At 62.9% G+C, this 19779-nt stretch carries 20 protein-coding genes; 12 read left to right on the top strand and 8 right to left on the bottom strand.

Translation table 11 applies throughout. The features are described 5' to 3' along the window. Positions 1–51 precede the first annotated feature (51 nt). Positions 52–1662 carry a mechanosensitive ion channel family protein gene (locus JOZ06_RS15215; RefSeq protein ID WP_293233901.1) on the top strand — a complete coding sequence of 537 codons (1611 nt, stop codon included), beginning with the start codon at positions 52–54 and terminating at the stop codon, positions 1660–1662. A gap of 1 nt (position 1663) precedes the next feature. On the opposite strand, the gene JOZ06_RS15210 is transcribed toward JOZ06_RS15215, so the two are convergent. Together JOZ06_RS15210 and JOZ06_RS15205 are read right to left on the bottom strand one after the other, a co-directional pair. Continuing rightward, positions 1664–2368, bottom strand: coding sequence for a glutathione S-transferase N-terminal domain-containing protein (locus JOZ06_RS15210; protein WP_293233900.1), 705 nt, complete (start codon positions 2366–2368; stop codon positions 1664–1666). Positions 2369–2435: 67 nt separating this feature from the next. Next, the gene (locus tag JOZ06_RS15205; RefSeq protein WP_293233899.1) at positions 2436–2858 is read right to left on the bottom strand and encodes a VOC family protein; all 423 of its coding nucleotides are present in this window, start codon (positions 2856–2858) and stop codon (positions 2436–2438) included. A 125-nt stretch (positions 2859–2983) separates the two neighbouring features. Here JOZ06_RS15205 and JOZ06_RS15200 point away from each other — a divergent pair, with 125 nt between their 5' ends. Next, positions 2984–3616, top strand: coding sequence for a papain-like cysteine protease family protein (locus JOZ06_RS15200; RefSeq protein WP_293233898.1), 633 nt, complete (start codon positions 2984–2986; stop codon positions 3614–3616). Here JOZ06_RS15200 and JOZ06_RS15195 read toward each other — a convergent pair. The 3 genes from JOZ06_RS15195 to JOZ06_RS15185 are packed head-to-tail and all read right to left on the bottom strand — an operon-like array spanning position 3613 to position 5289. Next, positions 3613–3858 carry a hypothetical protein gene (locus tag JOZ06_RS15195; RefSeq protein WP_293233897.1) on the bottom strand — a complete coding sequence of 82 codons (246 nt, stop codon included), beginning with the start codon at positions 3856–3858 and terminating at the stop codon, positions 3613–3615. The two genes, JOZ06_RS15200 and JOZ06_RS15195, sit on opposite strands and share 4 nt — an antisense overlap. Beyond that, complete coding sequence (locus tag JOZ06_RS15190; RefSeq protein WP_293233896.1) at positions 3855–4766, bottom strand: nucleotidyl transferase AbiEii/AbiGii toxin family protein; 912 nt, start codon at positions 4764–4766, stop codon at positions 3855–3857. The genes JOZ06_RS15195 and JOZ06_RS15190 overlap by 4 nt, the downstream gene beginning before the upstream one ends. Then, positions 4750–5289 (bottom strand): hypothetical protein, encoded by a 540-nt coding sequence (locus JOZ06_RS15185; RefSeq protein WP_293233895.1) that lies wholly within the window; start codon positions 5287–5289, stop codon positions 4750–4752. Before JOZ06_RS15185 ends, JOZ06_RS15190 begins: the two co-directional genes overlap by 17 nt. 328 nt (positions 5290–5617) lie before the next feature. Between JOZ06_RS15185 and JOZ06_RS15180 the strand changes: the two genes are divergently transcribed. Beyond that, entirely contained in the window at positions 5618–5875 is a 258-nt protein-coding gene (locus JOZ06_RS15180) for a hypothetical protein (RefSeq protein WP_293233894.1), read from the top strand. Positions 5876–6355: 480 nt separating this feature from the next. Here JOZ06_RS15180 and rlmD read toward each other — a convergent pair whose 3' ends face one another. Beyond that, on the bottom strand, positions 6356–7912 hold the full coding sequence (rlmD, locus tag JOZ06_RS15175; RefSeq protein WP_293233893.1) for a 23S rRNA (uracil(1939)-C(5))-methyltransferase RlmD: 1557 nt from the start codon (positions 7910–7912) through the stop codon (positions 6356–6358). A gap of 117 nt (positions 7913–8029) precedes the next feature. Here rlmD and JOZ06_RS15170 point away from each other — a divergent pair, with 117 nt between their 5' ends. The 7 genes from JOZ06_RS15170 (at position 8030) to JOZ06_RS15140 (ending at position 15458) form a co-directional block, all read left to right on the top strand. Then, entirely contained in the window at positions 8030–8899 is an 870-nt protein-coding gene (locus tag JOZ06_RS15170; RefSeq protein WP_293233892.1) for a L,D-transpeptidase, read from the top strand. Positions 8900–8958: 59 nt separating this feature from the next. Continuing rightward, entirely contained in the window at positions 8959–9723 is a 765-nt protein-coding gene (locus JOZ06_RS15165; protein ID WP_293233891.1) for a helix-turn-helix transcriptional regulator, read from the top strand. A gap of 97 nt (positions 9724–9820) precedes the next feature. Continuing rightward, complete coding sequence (locus JOZ06_RS15160; RefSeq protein WP_293233890.1) at positions 9821–11017, top strand: MFS transporter; 1197 nt, start codon at positions 9821–9823, stop codon at positions 11015–11017. Positions 11018–11084: 67 nt separating this feature from the next. Further along, complete coding sequence (gene gltX, locus JOZ06_RS15155; RefSeq protein WP_293233889.1) at positions 11085–12470, top strand: glutamate--tRNA ligase; 1386 nt, start codon at positions 11085–11087, stop codon at positions 12468–12470. A 42-nt stretch (positions 12471–12512) separates the two neighbouring features. After that, the gene (locus JOZ06_RS15150) at positions 12513–13409 is read left to right on the top strand and encodes an EamA family transporter (RefSeq protein ID WP_293233888.1); all 897 of its coding nucleotides are present in this window, start codon (positions 12513–12515) and stop codon (positions 13407–13409) included. 99 nt (positions 13410–13508) lie between these two features. Continuing rightward, entirely contained in the window at positions 13509–14189 is a 681-nt protein-coding gene (locus JOZ06_RS15145) for an LPP20 family lipoprotein (RefSeq protein ID WP_293233887.1), read from the top strand. Between the two features lie 12 nt (positions 14190–14201). Further along, a complete protein-coding gene (locus tag JOZ06_RS15140; protein ID WP_293233886.1) occupies positions 14202–15458 on the top strand; it encodes a flagellar assembly protein T N-terminal domain-containing protein in 1257 nt (418 codons plus the stop codon). Positions 15459–15522: 64 nt separating this feature from the next. Here JOZ06_RS15140 and JOZ06_RS15135 read toward each other — a convergent pair whose 3' ends face one another. Together JOZ06_RS15135 and JOZ06_RS15130 are read right to left on the bottom strand one after the other, a co-directional pair. Next, positions 15523–15858: a hypothetical protein gene (locus JOZ06_RS15135; protein ID WP_293233885.1), complete on the bottom strand. Its 336-nt coding sequence runs from the start codon at positions 15856–15858 to the stop codon at positions 15523–15525. Between the two features lie 257 nt (positions 15859–16115). Next, positions 16116–17009, bottom strand: a complete 894-nt coding sequence (locus JOZ06_RS15130; protein WP_293233884.1) for a serine hydrolase — start codon at positions 17007–17009, stop codon at positions 16116–16118. 233 nt (positions 17010–17242) lie between these two features. Between JOZ06_RS15130 and uvrB the strand changes: the two genes are divergently transcribed. Next, the gene (gene uvrB, locus JOZ06_RS15125) at positions 17243–19258 is read left to right on the top strand and encodes an excinuclease ABC subunit UvrB (protein WP_293233883.1); all 2016 of its coding nucleotides are present in this window, start codon (positions 17243–17245) and stop codon (positions 19256–19258) included. 12 nt (positions 19259–19270) lie between these two features. After that, positions 19271–19756 carry a low molecular weight protein-tyrosine-phosphatase gene (locus tag JOZ06_RS15120; protein WP_293233882.1) on the top strand — a complete coding sequence of 162 codons (486 nt, stop codon included), beginning with the start codon at positions 19271–19273 and terminating at the stop codon, positions 19754–19756. The last annotated feature ends 23 nt before the right edge of the window (positions 19757–19779 follow it).

Raw genomic sequence — 19779 nt, 5'->3', positions numbered from 1 at the left:
CTATATTCAATTGTGATATTTTCCCCTTGTCCGTTGGCTAGGAGAAAACGCATGCGTGTAAGGTCCTGGTTTCGACGATGGTTGGCCGTCGGCTGGCTGTGTTTGCCGACGCTGGCCGTCGCCGCGCCCCCGGCCGATAGCTCGGCGCCTGCCGTCGAGGCGGCGCGGCTGGTGGTGTTTCAGCGCGACATTATGTTGTTCCGCGTGCCGCTCTTTGGCGCGTCGCCAGCCGAGCGCGCCGAACGCGCCGAGGCGCTGGTCGATCAGGCGCTGGCGCAGCAGGGGCCGTTGGCGGTGGCCGTACAGCAGAGCTCGCTCGGACAGTTGGTGCTGGTTGGCAACCGGCTTGCGTTCGTGGTGACCGGCGGCGACGCCGATCCGCTGGCGCAGGAGACCGCGCAAACGGTCGCCGAGCGCGCGGCAGGTCAGCTGCGCGCGGCGGTGGCCGCCACGCGCGAGGCCAGCAATCTGCGCGCGCTGACGCAGGCCGTCGGTCTATCGCTGTTGGCGACTGCGCTCTATGGGCTGGCGCTGTGGGGCTGGCTCAGGCTTCGGCGCATGCTGGCCGCGCGGCTGGTGCATCTGGCCGACCGTAAAGTCCGGACGCTGAAAATCGGCAATACGCCCTTATTCGAGCGCCGCCATCTCTACCTGTTGCTCGGCCGCGCGCTGACCGCCTGCGGCGTCTTACTGATCTTGCTGCTGACCGACCGCTGGCTGAGCTTCGTGCTATTGCGCTTTCCCTACACTCGGCCGTGGGGCGAACAGCTCGATCACTATCTACTTGCCTTGTTCGGCGGGCTCGTCGAATCCATGGCCGGCGCCATGCCGGGGCTCATCGTGGCGCTGGCGATCTTTTTCTTGGCGCGCATGGCCACCGTGTTCGCCGGCCATATCAGTCAGCGCCTGGCGGAAAACGGCAGCGCCTGGCATTGGCTGAGCGTGGATACGCTGCCGACGACGCGCCGGCTGTTCAGCTTCGCCATTTGGCTGTTTGCCTTGGCCATGGCCTATCCCTATCTGCCGGGGGCGCAGACCGAAGCGTTCAAGGGTTTGTCGGTGCTGTTGGGGCTGATGGTGACGCTGGGCGCGTCGAGCATGGTGGGACAGGGGGCGGCCGGGCTGATTCTGACCTATACCCGCACCTTTCGTCCGGGCGAATACGTGCGTGTCGGCGAACACGAAGGTACGGTGATGGAAATGGGGCTCTTCACCACCCGCATCCGCACCGGCATGGGCGAGGAACTGACGCTGCCCAATGCGCTGATCACCAGTAGCGTCACGCGCAATTATTCGCGCACGGTGGTGGGCGCCGGCTACATCGTCGACACCTCGGTCAGCATCGGCTACGACACGCCGTGGCGGCAAGTGGAGGCGATGCTGATCGAAGCGGCGCGGCTGACGCCGGGCATTCTGGCCGAGCCGGCGCCGCGGGTTTATCAAACCGCGCTGGGCGATTTCTACCCGGTCTACCGGCTGGTGGCGCAGGCGGTGCCGACCGCGCCGCAGCCTCGCGCCGAGGTGCTGTCGGTGCTGCACGCCAATATTCAGGATGTGTTCAACCGTTACGGCGTGCAGATCATGTCGCCGCACTATATGGCCGATACGCCCGTCACGAAGGTGGTGGCGCCGGAGGACTGGTACCGTCCGCCGGCCGCTTGATTTAGCCGCGCGGCGGCACTTCCAGACCGCGCTGCACCGCCGGGCGCGCGACGAAGGCTTGCAGCACGCGGTCGACCTGCTTGAAGTCCTGGTAGCCGACGAGCTGGCCGGCATCGTAGAAGCCGATCAGGTTGCGCACCCACGGCAGGATCGCCATGTCGGCGATCGTGTACTCGCTGCCCATGATCCAGTCGCGCCCGGTCAGATGCCGGTCGAGCACCCCCAGCAAGCGGCGCGACTCGTTGACGTAGCGGTCGCGCGGACGCTTGTCCTCATACGCCTTGCCGGCAAATTTATGGAAGAAGCCCAGCTGGCCGAACATCGGGCCGATGCCCCCCATCTGGAACATCACCCATTGCAGGGTTTCATAACGCAGCGCCGGATCGGCCGGCAGGAAGCGGCCGGTCTTCTCGGCCAGATAAATCAGGATGGCGCCGGACTCGAACAGTCCGAGCGGCTGACCGTTCGGGCCGTTGGGGTCGAGGATGGCCGGAATCTTATTGTTGGGGTTGAGCGATAGAAATTCCGGCGACATTTGATCGTTGCGCTCGAAACTGACCGTATGCGCCTCGTAGGGCAAGCCGGTCTCCTCCAGCATGATCGATACCTTGACGCCATTGGGCGTGGGCAGCGAATACAGCTGCAGGCGGTCGGGATGCTGGGCGGGCCATTTACGGGTAACGGCGAAATCGGACAGGGTTGTCATGCGAATTCCTTTTGGGGCGATTTGCGTAGGCGCATAGCATAGTGCAAATGCCTGAGGCTGTGTCGTCTCACTGATTGGGCCGGCCGACATTCACCATCCAGGCGATACCGAAACGATCGACCAGCATGCCGAAACCCGGCGACCAGAACGTGGCCTGAAAAGGCAGGGTGATCTGACCGCCCTGTGCCAGTGCCTGAAAGCAGCGCTCGCCGGTCGCGGCGTCGTCGAGGTTGAGCGAGAGCGAGAAGCCGGCGTGGGGCACGGCCGTGGTGCCGCAATCGCCATCGGACAGTTGCAGCTGGCTCGTACCGATTTGCAGCGTGGCATGCATGATCTTGTCTTCGGTGCCCGGTTCCGGCGCCCGGCCGGCATTCGGCGGCGCGTCCTTGAAACGCAGCATCATCAATACTTCGGCATTCAGCGCTTGTTGGTAGAAGGCGATGGCCTCCTCGCCGCGGCCATGGAAGAACACATAGGGCAATACATTCATCGGGTGCTCCGGTTCGGGGAAAAATACCACTATAGACGGTGAGCTTGACATTGCCGATGGATGTGTCTACCCATACGTCATGGCTGCTGGTGCATAAAAAGTTGAACGCGTTTGGGGAGATCCCGGTGAATCGAAGACTTTTTCTCGGTGCGGTCGGCGCCTTGGCGCTATCTCCCGCATTGCGGGCCGCGCAGCCGCAGATGATGGGGCCGATGACGCCGATGGGCGTGCCGATGCGGGTGCTGGTGGCGCATCCGACGCGCGTGGTGCAGCAGTGCCCATTCTGGTGCTGGGCGGCATCGATCTCGATGGTGTTCCAGAGCTATGGCCATCCCGTCGATCAAGCCGACATCGTGCGCCAGAGCTTCAATTCGAATGTCGCCGTTTGCGCCAGCGGAAACAGCACCGTGATCGGCAGCGCGTTGAGCGATAGCTGGACCGATCAAAACGGCGACAGCTTCACTTCGCAGGTGAACGCCGCCTACGATTTTTATAACGGCCTGTACGCCATCAACAACATCATCCTGATCGACCAACTGAGCCAGGACCGGCCCTTGCTCTACTGCAACACGCATCACGCGATGGTGGTGGTGACCGTCGATTACTTCGCCACGCCGATGGGGCCGAACGTGCGGGCCATCGGCGTGATCGATCCGTTTCCCGGCAGTCCCGAATTCCACTGGCTGACCCCGGCGGAGATGTTGCCGGCGAACCAAGGGGGCGAGATGACGTTTTTGGCGTCGGTCGATGTGAGCTAAGGCGATGGGGTGAGCCCGTGACTGCCGGAGCCCTGATCGAGATTGAGAATGATCTTGAGCGCGTTTAGCGGGTGCAAGAGCGAGATGCCGCGATCCTTGGCATCGATCTCCGCTTCCACCTGGTAGAACTTGCTCGGCGGCAACAAGAACGACTCCTCATCCTCTAGCGTTCCCCCCTGCTGCAGGATGTCTTCGTTGTAACGGTTCAGAATGAATGCAAGCGCCAACGTACGAGTCGTCATCGGGGCCGGTGCCGTTCATTCTCCAACGTTAGAATCAGTTCTTGGCCCAGTTTTTTTGCCTTGGTGAGGTATTTGCCGCACAGGACCGCGTTGTCCAACATCCGGGCAACGCGTGTGTCAACGAACCGGCTCATTTCCTTGCGGAAATGGTCGGCTGTCTCCGCCGCATCGAGTTGCTGCAGCTTTGCTTTGAGTTGTATGCGGAAATCGTCCGCAGTCCAGCCATAAGCAAAAATTTTCTGCCGGACCAACGCATAGTCCGGCGCTACGTTGGCGTCGGTGAGGAACTTGATATCCCAAAGATCGCGCGCTTTCAAAAAGGGTCTGGCGCCGAGCGCTACCAACTTGTCGGCGAGGATCTCGTTTTGGCTCTCGGCCGCAATGATCATCTGGCGCAGCGGTTCGGGAAGGTGCGGGTAGTTGGCTGTGATCGATACCAGTTCGGGGTCGTGCGCCGGCACGCCAGCAACTTCAATGTGGATGACCTGGCTTTGTTTGACGCGAGGGTCCGCATTCGGAATTCTGATCTTGGCGCTCCAGCGCGCTACCGGTACGCCTTCGTGGTGACTTGGTGTTTCCTCCGCCGGTTCCTTCACTTCGACTTCCAGTCCATAGGCGCTGGCAATCTCACGCTGCAGAATATCGGCAAATGGTTTCATGGATCGGGGATCAAACGATGTGCCGCAGGTAAAATCCAGATCTTCGGAATAGCGTGTCCCCTGGTAGCACAGACGAAGCGCTGTGCCGCCCTGAAACACCAAGTAGCGGGCTGCGTCACTTTCCGTCAGCGCGTACAGAATCTCGTAGTGCAAGATTTCTTTCAGGATGGTCGCCATGGGGACGCGCCGTTCATTGGCATACCGGCCGGCGAGCTCATGCAAATCCATTAGGTTACGCAGCAGTGTCATCCATTGCTCCCATAATCAGATCAACATTGCGGCCAACCCGCTTTAGGTCTCTGACCGCCGCTTTCGGTCTAGCCACCAACATCCGGCGTGTCGCATCGAACGCGACATCGTCGCGCAACGAGGAGGGCGCGCGCGCGGTATGTGTGAATTCGATGGTGCCGAAAGGTGTCTCAAAGATTTGGCTACGACCTGTAGTCATGACCGTCAGCCGCGAAGGAATTTGGGAAATCATTCCAGCATCCGACAATGCTGACTCCAAACTCAGATAGTTGACGTCCCAAGGTCGTAGGAATGCCACCAGCGTAGTGAGAATATCCGGCGGCATGCGCCGGGATTTGGGGTTGAGGTATAGCCCTCTAGCGACACGACAAATCACGCCAGCTTCTTGATGGTCGGCGAGGGCTTTTTGCAGACCCCGGGGGGACTCATTGGGAAACAGGCGGCGGATAGTCGCCGAAGAGAAAATCCAGACGCCGCGCTGGTCCCACTTATCCAGTTCCTGCATCAAGGCTTTGAGTTTCATATCATCTGAACACTAAGTGAACATTTGAGTTCATTTTAGGGTTACATGGATGCGGATGCAAAATTTATCTATACACAAAATGCACTTTTAAATTCAGTTTACGTGTACTTGTGCCATGACGGTGTTGGCACTATCGCCAAGCATGCTTCCTGCGCGTATCGCGCAGTTTCAGCATTTTCTGACGGTGTTGCCCAATTGTCTTTTCGGCGTCTGCTGGATATCGTGGGGATTGCGGCGAAAGCCGCAACAGGCGCGGCCCCGAGGTTTCGCACACCTCGGAGCCGCTGACCACACCAACTCTGCAATCCCTTAACCAGGAGAAGTTGATATGGCTATCTCACATCGTACTGCAATCTCCACCGCCGCTTCAAACCGCGACCTCCAGCAACTGCCGCTGTTCTCTCTGATCTCTGAACTGTGCGCGCCACGCGCGGGCCAAGCCGACCCCGGCATCTGCCGGCTGATCATCGATAGCCGTCTGCCGTGGTCGTCGCTGCGCGTCGATTCGGAGCGTTCTTGGATGTATTTGCCGGAACCGGTGCGAACCCGGCGCGTGGCGGGATGCGTGATCTTAACCGCCGAATAAGGCGTTAACCGGAGGCGAGGGGCTTCGCCCCTCGGCCGAAGATCGGGCAGCGTGCGTTCGCGAAGCAACGCACGGCTTGAATGGCTTACTCCTGCGACCGGCCTCCATTGACGGTGCGGTAGAGGGCACCCAGAATGCGGGCGTAATGACGAGATCGGTGTAAGTAGATAAACGCCCAGGCACTTCGCGACAAAGCTCGTCATGATCGTAAGCGCGTTATGAACGCGTCAAAGCTGGGTACCGAACTTTTCGTGGCCTCTCATCCGAGAGGCCACTGTCATGATGGTAACGATGAACGCTACGGTCTACATGGATGAAAGCGGCGATTTGGGGTGGTCCCACGCTCTTCCATAAGGGAGGGCGGCACTTTGTCTGAATTGCTGGTCGGTTCGAAAGCCATTCTTGCCAGGCCATAAAAAAAGACAGCCATTCACCCCGTGAGAATGGACTGTCTCTGGATCGAGTCGGGATGCAGACGGCTTACTCCGACGTTTTCTCCTCGTCCTGCGCCTTGCTGCGGTTGTCGTAGTAGTCCTTGTTGGCCAGGTAGTGCTGGTAGCGCGCTTCCTTTTTCGCCGCCGCTTGTTTCTGCACCTGGGCCAACGCCTCGGCTTCGGCCTTCTTCTTGGCTTCCTTGGCCGCCTTGCCCGCGGCGATGCGCTCGGCTTCCGCGGCTTCCAGCGCGGCGATTTCCTCGCGGCTCTTGCCTGGGCCGGTCTTCTCGAACCAGGCGACGCTTTCCACGTGCGCGGTGTGCGGGAACATGTTGATGATGCCCGCCGCCTTGAGCGTGTAACCCTTCAGGTGCACCAGGATACCGGCGTCGCGCGCCAGCGTGGCCGGGTTGCACGACACGTACACCAGCCGTTGCGGCGCGGTGTCGTCGTACAGTGCCTTGACCAGTTGCACCGCGCCGTCGCGCGGCGGGTCGATCAACATTTTGTCGAACTTGCCGAGTGCCGCGAAGCTTTCGTCGGTGACGTCGAACAGGTTGGCCATCTCGTAGCTGACGCGATCTTGCAGGCCATTGTGCGCGGCGTTTTCGCGCGCGCGGCGCACCAGCGCCTCGCTGCCTTCCATGCCGTGCACTTGGGCGCCGCTACGCGCGATCGGCAGGGTGAAGTTGCCGATGCCGCAGAACATGTCGGCGATGCGTTCGCCCGGCTGCGGATCGAGCATGCCCAGCGCGCGCTTGACCATGATGGCGTTGATCTGCGGGTTGACCTGGGTGAACTCGGTCGGGTTGTAAGGCATCTCGATGTTGTATTCGGGCAGGCGGTAGGTCAGCCGCGGCGCCTTGTGCGGATAGAACGGATAACAGGTCTCCGGCCCCTTGGGCTGCAGCCACAGCTGCAGCGGGCGTTCGCCGGTGTGCTGGTCGGCAAAGGCGCGTAGCTTCGCTTCATCGTCCTGGGTGATGGCGTCCATATTGCGCAACACCAGGATGTCGACGTTTTCGCCCACCGCCAGCTCGACTTGCGGCATGCGTTCGCGGATCGATAGCCGGGCGATCAGATCACGCAACGGCATCAACAGCGCCGAGATGTGCGGCGGCAGGATGTGGCATTCGTGCATGTCGGCGATGTAGCTGGAGCGCTTCTCGTGGAAGCCGACCAGCACGGTGTCCTTGCGCGGAATCCAGCGCGCCGACAGGCGGGCGCGGTGGCGGTAGCCCCAGGCCGGACCGGCGATCGGCGTCAGCATGCGCTCGGCCTTGACCTTGCCGATGTGGCGCAGATTGTCCTCGAGCACGCGTTGCTTGATCGCCACTTGGGCGGAGAAGTCGACGTGCTGCATCGAACAGCCGCCGCAGGTGTCGTAATGCGGACAGCGCGGGGTGGTGCGGATAAAGCTTTCTTTCAGCACCGAGACTGTGTCGGCGTTTTCGAAAGTGGGTTTTTTGCGATAAGAGCGGTATATTACACGCTCGTAAGGTAGCGCTCCGTCGATAAAAATGGTTTTACCATCGACATGCGCAACGCCGTGCCCTTCATGGTCGAGCGACTCAACCAGGGCCATCGTTTCGGACGAATTCATTGTTCGGTGCCAAATCAACCACTAAAGAGTCGATTTTCTCAAAAAGCGGCGTTTCGCGCAGCGCTTTTTGTATCCATGCCGCGGGCGGCAAGTTAAATCAGAGACGGGCAAAGCGGAATGAAGGTCGGGATGGTCAAGTTCGTGGCAAGCATGGGACTGTTGCTGGCATGCGTCGGCGCGCGCGCCGGATTGCCCGAACCGGATGTGCAAGTGGCCGACAGCGGCCGTCAGGTGGTGATCAACGTGCCGCAAACCCGCCTCTTTCTCTATCAGGATGGCAAGCTGGTGAAGTCGTGGCCGGTGGCGGTGGGCAAGATGCTGACCGGCACGCCGACCGGCAGTTTCGACATCACCGGCATTTACCACGATCCGACCTGGCACGTGCCCAAGTCGATTCAGGACGAAATGCGCGCGCAGGGCAAACCGGTGCAAACCGCCGTGCCGCCCGGGCCCGATAATCCGTTGGGCAAGGTGTTCATCCGTTTTGGCGAGCCGGGGCTCGGTTTGGGCATGCACGGCACCAACGCGCCGGGGAGCGTGCCGGGTTTCCGCAGCCACGGCTGTGTGCGCCTAAAGAATCCCGACGCGCTCGACTTGGCGAGTCTCGTCAGCGTCGGCGACGCGGTGACCGTGGCCTACCAGGCGATCTTGCTCAATCAGGACGACGCCGGGCATCTGTGGCTGACCGCCTACCGCAATCCTTACGGACACGATGACGTGTCGATGCCGTGGCTCGGACAGGTGCTGCTCAAGTGGCAGCACGATCATAAAGTGGCGATTTACGGCAATCGCGTCGACGAGGCGCTGCGGCTGCGCAACGGCAAACCGGTGTGCCTGACCTGCCGAGGCAGCTTGCCGGACTACCGCGTCGTGTCGCTGACCGTCTTCCGCTGGCTGTCGAGCCCGCCGGACAGTACGCTGCCCGGCGACAGTTCGGCGCCGTCGCTGCCGCGTCCGCCGGCGAGCGAATCACAATCGCAGCTCTGATTACCCATATTTCATATTAAAATCGACGTTTTCCTTCCCTTTCGTGGCCAATGACGCTCATGACGCAACTGTCGGCTGATCTGTCGGCCTGGACGTTGGCGCGCGACTACGCGCCAGGTGACGGCACCGGGCCGCATGCGCACGCCGAGGGGCAACTGATCGTGGCGATCAGCGGTGTGATGACGCTGCAATGCGGCGACCGCATGTGGCTGCTGCCGCCGCAGCGCGGCGTGTGGATGCCGCCCGGCATGGCGCACTGCATGCGCGCCCGCGGGGCGGTGTCGTTGCGCACGTTGTATGTGATGCCGGACTCGCTCTATATGACGCGCTTGCCGGCAGAGCCGCGCGCGCTGACGGTTTCCGCGTTGCTGCGCGAGCTGATCCTGCGGCTGGTGCGCACCGAGCGGGTGCGATGCTCCGATGAGCGCGAGCAACGCCTGATGCAGTTGCTGGTGGATGAACTGGCCTGGTCGGACGACCTGAGCCTGCCGATGCCGGTGAATGCCGACGAGCGGCTGGCGCGGGTGTGCGCGCAGCTGGCCGCCGATCCGTCCGACCCGCGCGGATTGGATACGTTGGCGCGCGCCGTCGGCGCTTCGGGCCGGACGCTGTCGCGCTTGTTCGTCAGCGAGTTGGGCATGTCCTACCAGCTGTGGCGGCAGCATCTGAGCGTGATGAACGCGCTGCCGCGCCTAGCGGCCGGCGAGCCGGTCAGTACTGTGGCGCTCGATCTGGGCTACGACAATCCCGGCGCCTTCGCCGCGATGTTTCGCCGCTTGATGCGGCGTTCGCCCTCTGACTATGCCCGGCAGGGCAAAGACTGAACTTGTCCGATTCGCCGCCGTGATTGGCGCGTTGGCAGCGGCGCGTCCAGCGGAGTCTCGTTAGCATGAGATTGTCTCTTTTGCCGGACCAAGATTGATGGCGCAACCCAATACCAACCCCCACCCGTCACACGGCGGCGGCATCGTGCCGTTGGCTTGCCTGCTGGTGTTCATGGCGCAGATGGCGACCACCGTGTACTTGCCGTCGCTGCCAGAGGTGGCGCGCGATTTGGCGCTGACGCCGAACCAGGTCGAGTTGTCGATTTCCATCTTTGTCTTGTCGGCCGCCGCGCCATTGCTGTTGTGGGGCCGGGCCGCCGATCGCTGGGGGCGGCGCGCGCCGCTCATGGCGTCGCTGTGGCTGTTCTTCGCCAGCAGCCTGGGCCTGGCGTTTTGCGCCTCGTATGGAGAACTGCTGTTACTGCGTGCCGTGCAAGGCGCGTCCGCCGGCGGCGCGACCATCATCGGCCGCATTCTGGTGCGCGACCAGTGGCAAGGCAACGAGCTGGCGCGCCGTTTGTCCTTGTTGTCGATGGCGTTCATCTGTGCGCTGGGCGGCGGGCAGTTCGTCGGCGGCTTGATCGCGCGTTATGCGCGCTGGCCGGCCGGTTTCGCGGTGATGGCCGTCGCGGCGCTGGCGTCGCTGCTGCTCACGCGGCGGGTGCGCATCGCGCCGATGGCCGCGGCGGGGCAAGCCGACGGCTGGCGGGCGGTCAAGACGCTGCTTGGCCGGCCGCGCTATCTGCTGGCGGCAAGCGCCGGCGGCTGGGGCTACGCGGTAGTGGTGACGCTGCAGCAGGCGAGCCCATTCGTCTTCCGGCGCCATTTCGCGCTGGGCGCGACCGCCTTTGGCGCGCTGGGGCTGCTGTTCGCCGGTTGTTACCTGGCGGGCTCGCTCTTCGTGCACCGCTGGGCGCTGCGTCACGGCGCGCGGCAACTGCTGCGGCACGGCGGGCTGCAACTGGTGCTGGCGGGGTTGGCAATCTGGTTGTGGATGGGGCTGTGGCGCGGGCAGGGTGCGTTGGGGATGCCGCTGTTCGTGCTGCTTTACGGCTGGGCGGTGTTCAGTCAAGCGGTGGTGTTTCCCAACAGCATGGCGCTGGCGGTGGACGACGGGCGCGACCAGGGCGGCATGGCGATGGCGCTATGCGGTTTTCTGCAGCAGATGCTGGCCGGTGTGGCCGCCATGCTGGCGCTATGGCTGCCCGAGGGCACAGGCTGGAGCGTGGCGGCGTGCGTGTTGGGCGCCGCGGCCGGGGTTTCCGCCTGGCGCGGCGCGCGCCATCGGTCGTAACCGATTTGCGGCGGCTTTTGCCGACAGCGTACAATAAGCGTTTATTTTTCCCTGCTGGACCCGACTCATGATCCGTACCCGTTTCGCTCCGAGCCCGACCGGTTTTCTGCACATCGGCGGCGTGCGCACCGCGCTGTTTTCCTGGGCCTTTGCCCGCAAGCACCACGGCGTGTTCGTGCTGCGCATCGAAGACACCGATCTCGAGCGTTCAACCCCGGAGTCGGTGAAGGCGATTCTCGACGGCATGCATTGGGTCGGCCTGGATTACGATGAAGGCCCGTTCTATCAGACTCACCGCTTCGACCGTTATAAGGAAGTGATCCGGCAGTTGGTGGACGCCGGCCACGCCTACTACTGCTATTGCAGCAAGGAAGAGCTGGAGGCGATGCGCGCCGAGCAGGAGGCGCGTGGCGAGAAGCCGCGCTACGACCGTCGCTGGCGCCCGGAGCCGGGCAAGACGCTGCCGCCGGCGCCTGCCGGCGTCGAGCCTGTGGTGCGTTTCAAGACGCCGCTGGATGGCGTGGTGGCTTGGGACGACGCGGTCAAGGGCCGCATCGAGATCAGCAATCAAGAGCTGGACGACTTGATCATCGCCCGTCCGGACGGCAGTCCGACCTATAACTTCTGCGTGGTGGTGGACGATTGGGACATGCAGATCACCCATGTGATCCGCGGCGACGACCACGTCAACAATACCCCGCGCCAGATCAACATTCTGCAGGCGCTGGGCGCGCCGCTGCCGGTGTACGCCCACTTGCCGATGATCCTCAACGAGAACGGCCAGAAGATGTCGAAGCGCCGCGACGCGGTCAGCGTGGTCGACTATGCCGACCGCGGCATTCTGCCCGAGGCGCTGCTCAACTACCTGGCGCGTCTGGGCTGGGGCCATGGTGACGACGAGTTCTTCGACATGCCGCAGTTCATCGACTGGTTCGATTTGAAGGACGTCAGCGCCTCGGCGTCGCGCTTCGACGGCGAAAAGCTGCTGTGGCTCAACGCCCAGCATATCAAGTGCGCCGACCTGCAGCGGCTGGCCGATCTGGTGACCCCGCGCCTCGCGGCCGAGGGCATCGCGCTCGCCGATGGCCCGGCGCTGACCGAGGTCCTGGCGCTGGTGCGCGAACGCGTGCAGGACGTCAACGCGCTCGCGCGCGAATCCGACTACTTCTACCGCAAACGCGAAGCGTCGGCGGAAGACGTGGCCAAGCATCTGCCTGAGGAGGCGCGCGCGCGCATGACGCGTTTCGCCGAGCGGCTGGCGGCGTTGCCGAGCTGGAGCGCCGAGGCGATTCACGAATTGTTCAAACCGTTCTGCCAGGATGAGGGCATCAAGATGGGCCAGCTCGGCATGCCGTTGCGCGTGCTGGTGTGCGGCACCGCGCAGACGCCGTCGGTGGACGCCGTGCTGGCGCTGATGGGCAAGGAAGAAGTGCTCAAGCGCATGAAAGGCTGATTTTCAACCCCGGGGTGCGGCATGCCCCGGCGAGGACCGTGCATGCAGACTCCGGATATTCTCCAAGCCCTGCTGGTGATTGTGCTGTGGGGCTTTAATTTTGTGGTCATCAAGTGGGGCGTGGCCGACGTGCCGCCGCTGTTGCTGGGCTGCCTTCGCTTTAGCGCCGTGGCGTTCGCCGGTCTTTTCTGGGTGGCGCGGCCGCGCCTGCCCTGGCGTTGGCTCGCACTCTACGGTCTGACCGTCGGCTTCGGCCAGTTTGCCGGCCTGTTCTGCGCCATCAAGTTCGGTATGCCGGCCGGCCTGGCGTCGGTGGTGCTGCAGTCGCAGGCATTCTTCACCATGCTGTTTGCCGCGCTGCTGCTGCGTGAGCACTGGCGCGTGAGCCAGCTCACCGGGCTTTTGTTGGCGGCCGCCGGGCTGGGGCTGATCGGCGCCACCCATGGCGCCAATATGACGCTGCTGGGCTTCGTGTTGACACTCATCGCCGCCAGCAGTTGGGCGATGTCGAACGTGGTGGTGCGGGTCATGGTCCGGCGCGGCATGCAGATCGAACCGCTGGGGCTCGTGGTGTGGTCCGCCTTGGTGCCGCCGCTGCCGTTTTTGGCCATGTCGCTGTGGCTGGAGGGCGGCGCGCGCGACTGGCAGGCGCTGACACATTTCTCCTGGGGCTCGCTGGCTGCGGTGGCCTATCTGGCCTTGGCCGCGTCGATGCTCGGCTACGGCATCTGGAGCCGGTTGTTGTCGCGCTATCCGGCCAACTCGGTGGCGCCGTTCTCGCTGTTGGCGCCGCTCGTGGCGCTGGTCTGCTCGATGTTGCTGCTGGGCGAGCAGCTGACCGCGGTGCAGGCGCTGGGCAGCGTGCTGCTGCTCGCCGGTCTGGTGGTCAACGTACTGGGGGGACGAGTGGCTAATTTCTTATTAAAACAGGCACGTTAGGCTGTTTTTTCTCAAGTTTTCCTTTAAACGGACGAAGAAGCGGTTGACGTTTGCTGGCATTGGTTCATACCATTCGAAATATTACAAATGGGGTCTGACATGAAGAACACCTATAAAATCATTCCGCTGCTGCTGTTGTTGGCCGGCTGCGCTCACGCCGACAACCCTCAAGTCATGACCCCGCCCGCCGCCCAGCCGGTGGCCACCGTACCCGCGCCGATGAGCACGCCCGACGTCGCATCGACCGATGCCCGTACCGGCGTCGGCTATGTCGGTGCTGGTATCGAGCCGGAAGCCCCGAAGGTGGTGGTCAAGGAAGTCGACCCCTATCAACCGATCAAGGTTCGCGTCACCGGCGAAGGCACGGTACCGGTATCGCGCTCGCTGACCGCCTCGCAACGCAAGCTGCTGTCGATCCGCGCCGCCAAGCTCGATGCCTTCCGCGCCATCGCCGAACAAGTCCAGGGCATGAAGCTGGTGGGCAACAGCTCGGTGGCCAACATGGTGTCGGTCAGCGATAGCTTCCGCACCTATGTCGATGCCTACCTGCGCGGGGTGAACATCGTTTCCACCTCGATGCACGCCGACGGCTCGAGCGAGGTGATCGCCGAGATCGTGCTGGACAAGGATTTCTACCTGCAATTCAAGAGCGCGCTGCAGCAGACCGGCAGTGTGATGAAGGCCGCGCAGCAAAGCGGCGCGCAAGGGGTACAATGCGGCGTGGACAACAGCGCCTGCGCCAATGCCCGCTACGGCAGCAACTTCTATAACGCTCAATAATCCAGGATGGCCATGCGCCTGAACCGATTCTGCGCCGCCCTCGTGGCGGCTTTGTTTTGTGTGGCGGCGTCCGCGGCGCCGATCGAGGCTAACGGCACGGCGCCCATGGACGCCGGCGCCACCGCCGCGCGCGAGATGGCGATTCAGGACGCGCTGCGTCAAGCGGCGCTGTCGCAAGGGGCGCAGGTCGACTCGGCGCAGTATATGAACTCCGGCCAGGTGAGCGAATCGACCAGCCTGTCGGCGGCGCCGATTTCCGGCAAGGTGCGCGTGCTGGAAGAGCACGAGGAGGGCGGCCTTTACCAGGTCCGCGTCAGCATCGATCCCGATCCGGCTACCGCGCATACGGCGGCCGGCTGCCGTTCGCCCGTCGGTCGCGCGCTGCGCCGCCGCGTGGTGGCGGCATATTTCTATATCGATCATGAGGCCGACGCGAGCGACCTGGACGCGCTCGGTGTGCGCCTGGCGCACGATGTGGCGCGCCGCCTGGCCCAGCGCAGCAATGAATTTGCCGCGCGCGACGCCGGCAACATCGGCGTGCTGCCCGACAGCCATTTGACCGAGCCGGACTTGGCGGCGAGCGCCGTGCGCCAGTTGGCCGCGAGCACCAATAGCCAGTTCGTGGTCACCGGCCGGGTATTGTCGGCGGCGGTGACCAACCGCGGGCCGCGCCTGACGTTTTTCGGTTCGACCATCTCCAGCCAACAAGGCCTGTTCTTCAACGGTCCGCCGGCCGCGCTGTTTGGCCCCGGGCTGATCTATCGTTCGACCGCGCGCGAATTTCAGCTGGAGCTGTGGATTTACGACGGCTTGACCGGCAGCCTGCTGCGCACTCAGCAATTCTCCACCATCGCCACCGGCTACGTGCAGCCGAAGACCCCGCTGGTGTACGGCACGGAAGCCTTCTGGCAGACCGACTACGGCGAGGAGATCAACACGCTGATGGACAACGTCACCAACGAGGTGGCGTCGACGCTCAGCTGCATTCCGTTCTCGGCGCGCGTGCTGCGCGTGGCCGGCGACCAGCTGTTCCTCGACGCGGGCGGCCTGGATGGTCTGCAGGTGGGGGACAAGCTGCTGGTCTACCGCCAGCGGTTGTCCAACGCGGTGATCGACCCGCAAAGCGGCCGCGAGCTTGGCGTGCCGGAAACCCTGCTCGGCGACGTCTCGCTGATCCAGGTGCAGCCGAACCTGTCTGTGGCGGTGGCGCACGGCGCCCGCGCCGCGGTGCAGGCGGGCGATTTGCTGCGCTTCGTGCCGCGGCGCTGATCGCGCCGGTTGCCGCCATCATCGAAAACCGCCCTGAACCGGGCGGTTTTCGCTTTTCCAGCGGCTACCAGCAAGTGGTTGGGAAGTCGTGTCCATTGGGTTTGGGGTACTCGAACACATGGCAGGTCTCGCCGGTATTGAGGTTACGCACCTTGATGTGTTTGGCGAAGTTGGGTAAGTTGGGCGGGACGTATCCGCCGTTGTGCCATCCTTCCAGGATGGTGCAATGGCTGGGGCCGGCAGCGGCGGCAGCGGCCAAGTTGGCGTCCTCGGAGTAGTTGACGGCGGCTTGGGCGTGGGTGAAGTTTTTATGGACGGCATCCGGATCGATCTTGCAATTGGCCAGAGCGTATTGACTGGCCGCCAGGGCCAGTACAGCGAGAGCAAGTTGGCGCTTCATCGTCGTTTCCTCGTTATCGGATTGATCGCGTGCACGGCGTGCACATGCCAATGACGAAGTGGCAGCGGCTTTGGTGAGGAACGCGCGAACGAAAAAAAACCGCCTTGCGGCGGCCGTATGGAGAGGAACTGTCGGCACTATAGCCAACCCGCTGCGGCGGCGAAGCGGTCTGAAAGTGGGGGCTGGCACAAGGACGAGGATAAGGCGGGAACAAAAAAGCGCGGTTGCCCGCGCTTTTTCATGTCCACGATCCGCGTTCAGCTCGTCGCGAGCCAGCTCTGCGGATGGCTTTCCAGCCAGCTCTTGATGGCGCGGGCGTCTTGCACGCGGCGCTGGCCGCCGCCGGCGGACAGGATGACGATGATCAGCGGTTGGCTGCCGACCGTGGCTTCCATCACCATGCAGTGGCCGGCTTCGTTGATGTAGCCGGTTTTTTGCAGCGCGATGTCCCAATTGCCCTCGCGCACCAGCGCGTTGCTGTTGCGGTACTGCAGCATGCGGTTGGAGACCGAGGTGATCTCATGTTCCGACGTGGTGGTGAATTCGCGGATCAGCGGGTAGTTTTGCGCCGCCTTGACCATGCGCGCCAGGTCGCGCGCGGTGGAGGTATTGCGCATGTCGAGCCCGGTCGGGTCATAGAACACCGTGTCGCTCATGCCGAGTTGGCGCGCCTTGTCGTTCATGCGCGCGACGAAGGCGCGGGTGCCGCCGGGCAGCGCGGTGCGCGCCAGCGCGGCGGCGGCGCGGTTTTCCGACGACATCAGCGCCAACAGCAGCATTTCCTTGCGCGGCAGCGTGGTGCCGACGGCCAGACGCGAGCGCGTATGCTTGACGCGGTCGATTTCGGCGTCGGTGACGGAAATGTCATCGTCGAGCGCGACGCCGGAATCGATCAGCACCATGGCGGTCATCAGCTTGGTGATCGAGGCGATGGGCTGGCGCTGGTCGACGCGTTTTTCATAAATCGGCTCGCCGGTGGTGCCGTTGAGCACCAGCACCGACTGAGCCGACAGGCGCGGGGCGGTGTAATACGCCATTTGTTCCGCCACGCGTACGGTTTCTGCAGTGTGAAGAGGGGTGGCCGAGGCGCCAAGAGGGAGCGCCGCGGCAGCCAGGGACATGGCCAGCCAGCCAGCGAAATGCTTCAACATCAGTACTTTCCTTTGCCTGGCGGAACCCTTCAAAAAACCCCGCCGATACTGCGTCGACAGGGGTTTTTGAGGAGGTCCGCCGTGAGGGATAAATGTTCTTAACCCTATTCTAATCAAGCCCAGTTTTTGTGTGGGTATTAATTCATAAAATTTTGGGAAAATTACCGCGGAGAATGCGGGTTTGAGCAACTGCGCTAAAATACTAGATCGTTTCTTTGCCGGATATCGCCGCCATGCAAGTCAGCTTTCCTGACAGTCCGTTTTTGTTGAATCAACCGTTTCCGCCCGCCGGCGACCAGCCGGAGGCGATCGATCACCTGGTCGAAGGGCTGTCCGATGGGCTGGCCTACCAGACTTTGCTCGGGGTGACCGGCTCCGGGAAAACCTTCACCATGGCGAATGTTATTGCGCGAACAGGCCGCCCGGCGATCATTATGGCGCACAATAAAACCTTGGCCGCGCAACTTTATGCCGAGATGCGCGAGTTCTTTCCCAACAACGCGGTCGAGTATTTCGTCTCGTATTACGACTACTATCAGCCGGAAGCCTATGTGCCGAGCCGCGATCTTTTTATCGAAAAAGATTCGAGCATCAACGAGCACATCGAGCAAATGCGGCTGTCGGCGACCAAGTCCATTCTGGAACGGCCGGACTGCGTCATTGTTGCAACAGTTTCCGCAATATATGGTATTGGCGACCCATCCGACTACCACCAAATGATCCTGCATCTGAAGGAAGGCGAGCGGCTGGAGCAGCGGCAGATCATCGCCCGCCTGGTCGGCATGCAGTACGAGCGCGCCGAGGTGGATTTCCGCCGCGGCACCTTCCGGGTGCGCGGCGACGTGATCGACATCTTCCCGGCGGAAAGCGCCGAGCTTGCGCTACGCATGACGATGTTCGACGACGAGATCGAGACGCTGACGCTGTTCGACCCGCTCACCGGCGTCACCCGTCAGCGGGTCGGCCGCTTCACCGTGTTCCCGGGCAGCCATTACGTCACGCCGCGCGACACGGTGCTCAAGGCATGCGAACAGATCAAGCTGGAGCTCAACCAGCGGGTGGAATTCTTCCAGCGCGAAGGCAAGCTGGTCGAGGCGCAGCGCATCGAGCAGCGCACGCGCTTCGACTTGGAAATGCTGTACGAAATGGGCTTCTGCAAGGGCATCGAAAATTATTCCCGCCATTTCTCCGGCCGCCAAGCGGGCGATCCGCCGCCGACCCTGATCGACTACCTGCCGAAAAACGCGCTGATGTTCATCGATGAATCGCATGTGACCATTCCGCAGGTCGGCGGCATGTACCGCGGCGACCGCGCGCGCAAGGTCAACCTGGTCGATTACGGTTTCCGCCTGCCTTCGGCGGTGGACAACCGTCCGTTGACCTTCGAGGAGTTCGAGCGGCTGATGCCGCAGGCGATTTTCGTGTCGGCCACGCCGTCCAATTACGAGGCGACGCATGCCGGCCAGGTGGTGGAGCAGGTGGTGCGCCCGACGGGCCTTGTCGACCCGGAGGTGATCGTGCGTCCGGTGACGACCCAAGTGGACGATCTGCTGTCGGAGATCCGCCTGCGCATCGACGCCAGCCAGCGCGTGCTGGTGACCACGCTGACCAAGCGCATGGCCGAGCAGCTGGCCGACTACTACACCGAACACGGCATCAAGGTACGCTATCTGCATTCGGACATCGACACGGTGGAGCGGGTGGAAATCATCCGCGATCTGAGGCTCGGCATGTTCGACGTGCTCATCGGCATCAACCTGCTGCGCGAGGGGCTCGACATTCCCGAAGTGTCGCTGGTGGCGATCCTGGACGCGGACAAGGAGGGGTTCCTGCGCTCCGAGCGTTCTCTGATTCAAACCATCGGCCGTGCCGCGCGCCATTTGCATGGCCAGGCAATTTTATATGCTGATCGCATTACTGACTCGATGAAGCGCGCGATGGATGAGACCGAGCGCCGGCGTCAGAAGCAGCTGAGTTTCAACGCCGAGCATGGTATCGTGCCGGCCGGGGTGAAGAAGGAAATCAAGGACCTGATCGACGGCGTCTACCATGGCGGCGACGCGGAAGGCCGCAAGCGTTCGCTCGACCGGCGCGTGGCGCGCATGGACGAGAAGGAGCTGGCGCGCGAGATCAAGCGTCTGGAGAAGGAAATGATGACGGCGGCGCGCGACCTGGATTTCGAGCGCGCGGCGCAACTGCGCGACGAGCTGAAGGCGCTCAAGGAAGCCGCCTTTATCAATGGGGAATAGGAAGGCCACGCGATGATCGATGCCACTCGAGGCTATGCGGTGCTGTTCGTCTGTCATGGCAACATCTGCCGTTCGCCGACGGCCGAGGCGGTGATGAGGCGCCGTGCCGCCCGGGCGGGGCTTGGCGCGGTGCTAAGGGTCGACTCGGCCGGCACCAGCGACTGCCATGTCGGCGAGGCGCCGGACCGGCGCTCGCAACGCGCCGCCGGACAGCGCGGCTATGACCTGTCGGCGCTCGTGGCGCGGCAGGTGGCCGACGACGATTTCGAGCGTTTCGATTTGATTTTGGCGGCCGACCGGCAGAATTTGGCCAGCCTGCGCCGCCGTTGCCCCGAGCCGTTGCGGCACAAGCTGGCGCTGATGCTGGACGTCTTGCCCGACGGCGGGCAGCGCGAGGTGCCTGATCCTTATTTCGGCGGGCCGTCGGGTTTTGATCGCGTACTCGATTTGCTCGAGGCGGCATGCGACGGCTGGATCGAAAAAATCCGCGCTATGTAGGCTATGCGTTACAAGTAGTGAAT

Source organism: Paludibacterium sp. (assembly GCF_019232825.1).
Lineage (GTDB): Bacteria > Pseudomonadota > Gammaproteobacteria > Burkholderiales > Chromobacteriaceae > Paludibacterium.
This window is presented reverse-complemented; position numbering and strand designations above follow the sequence as displayed.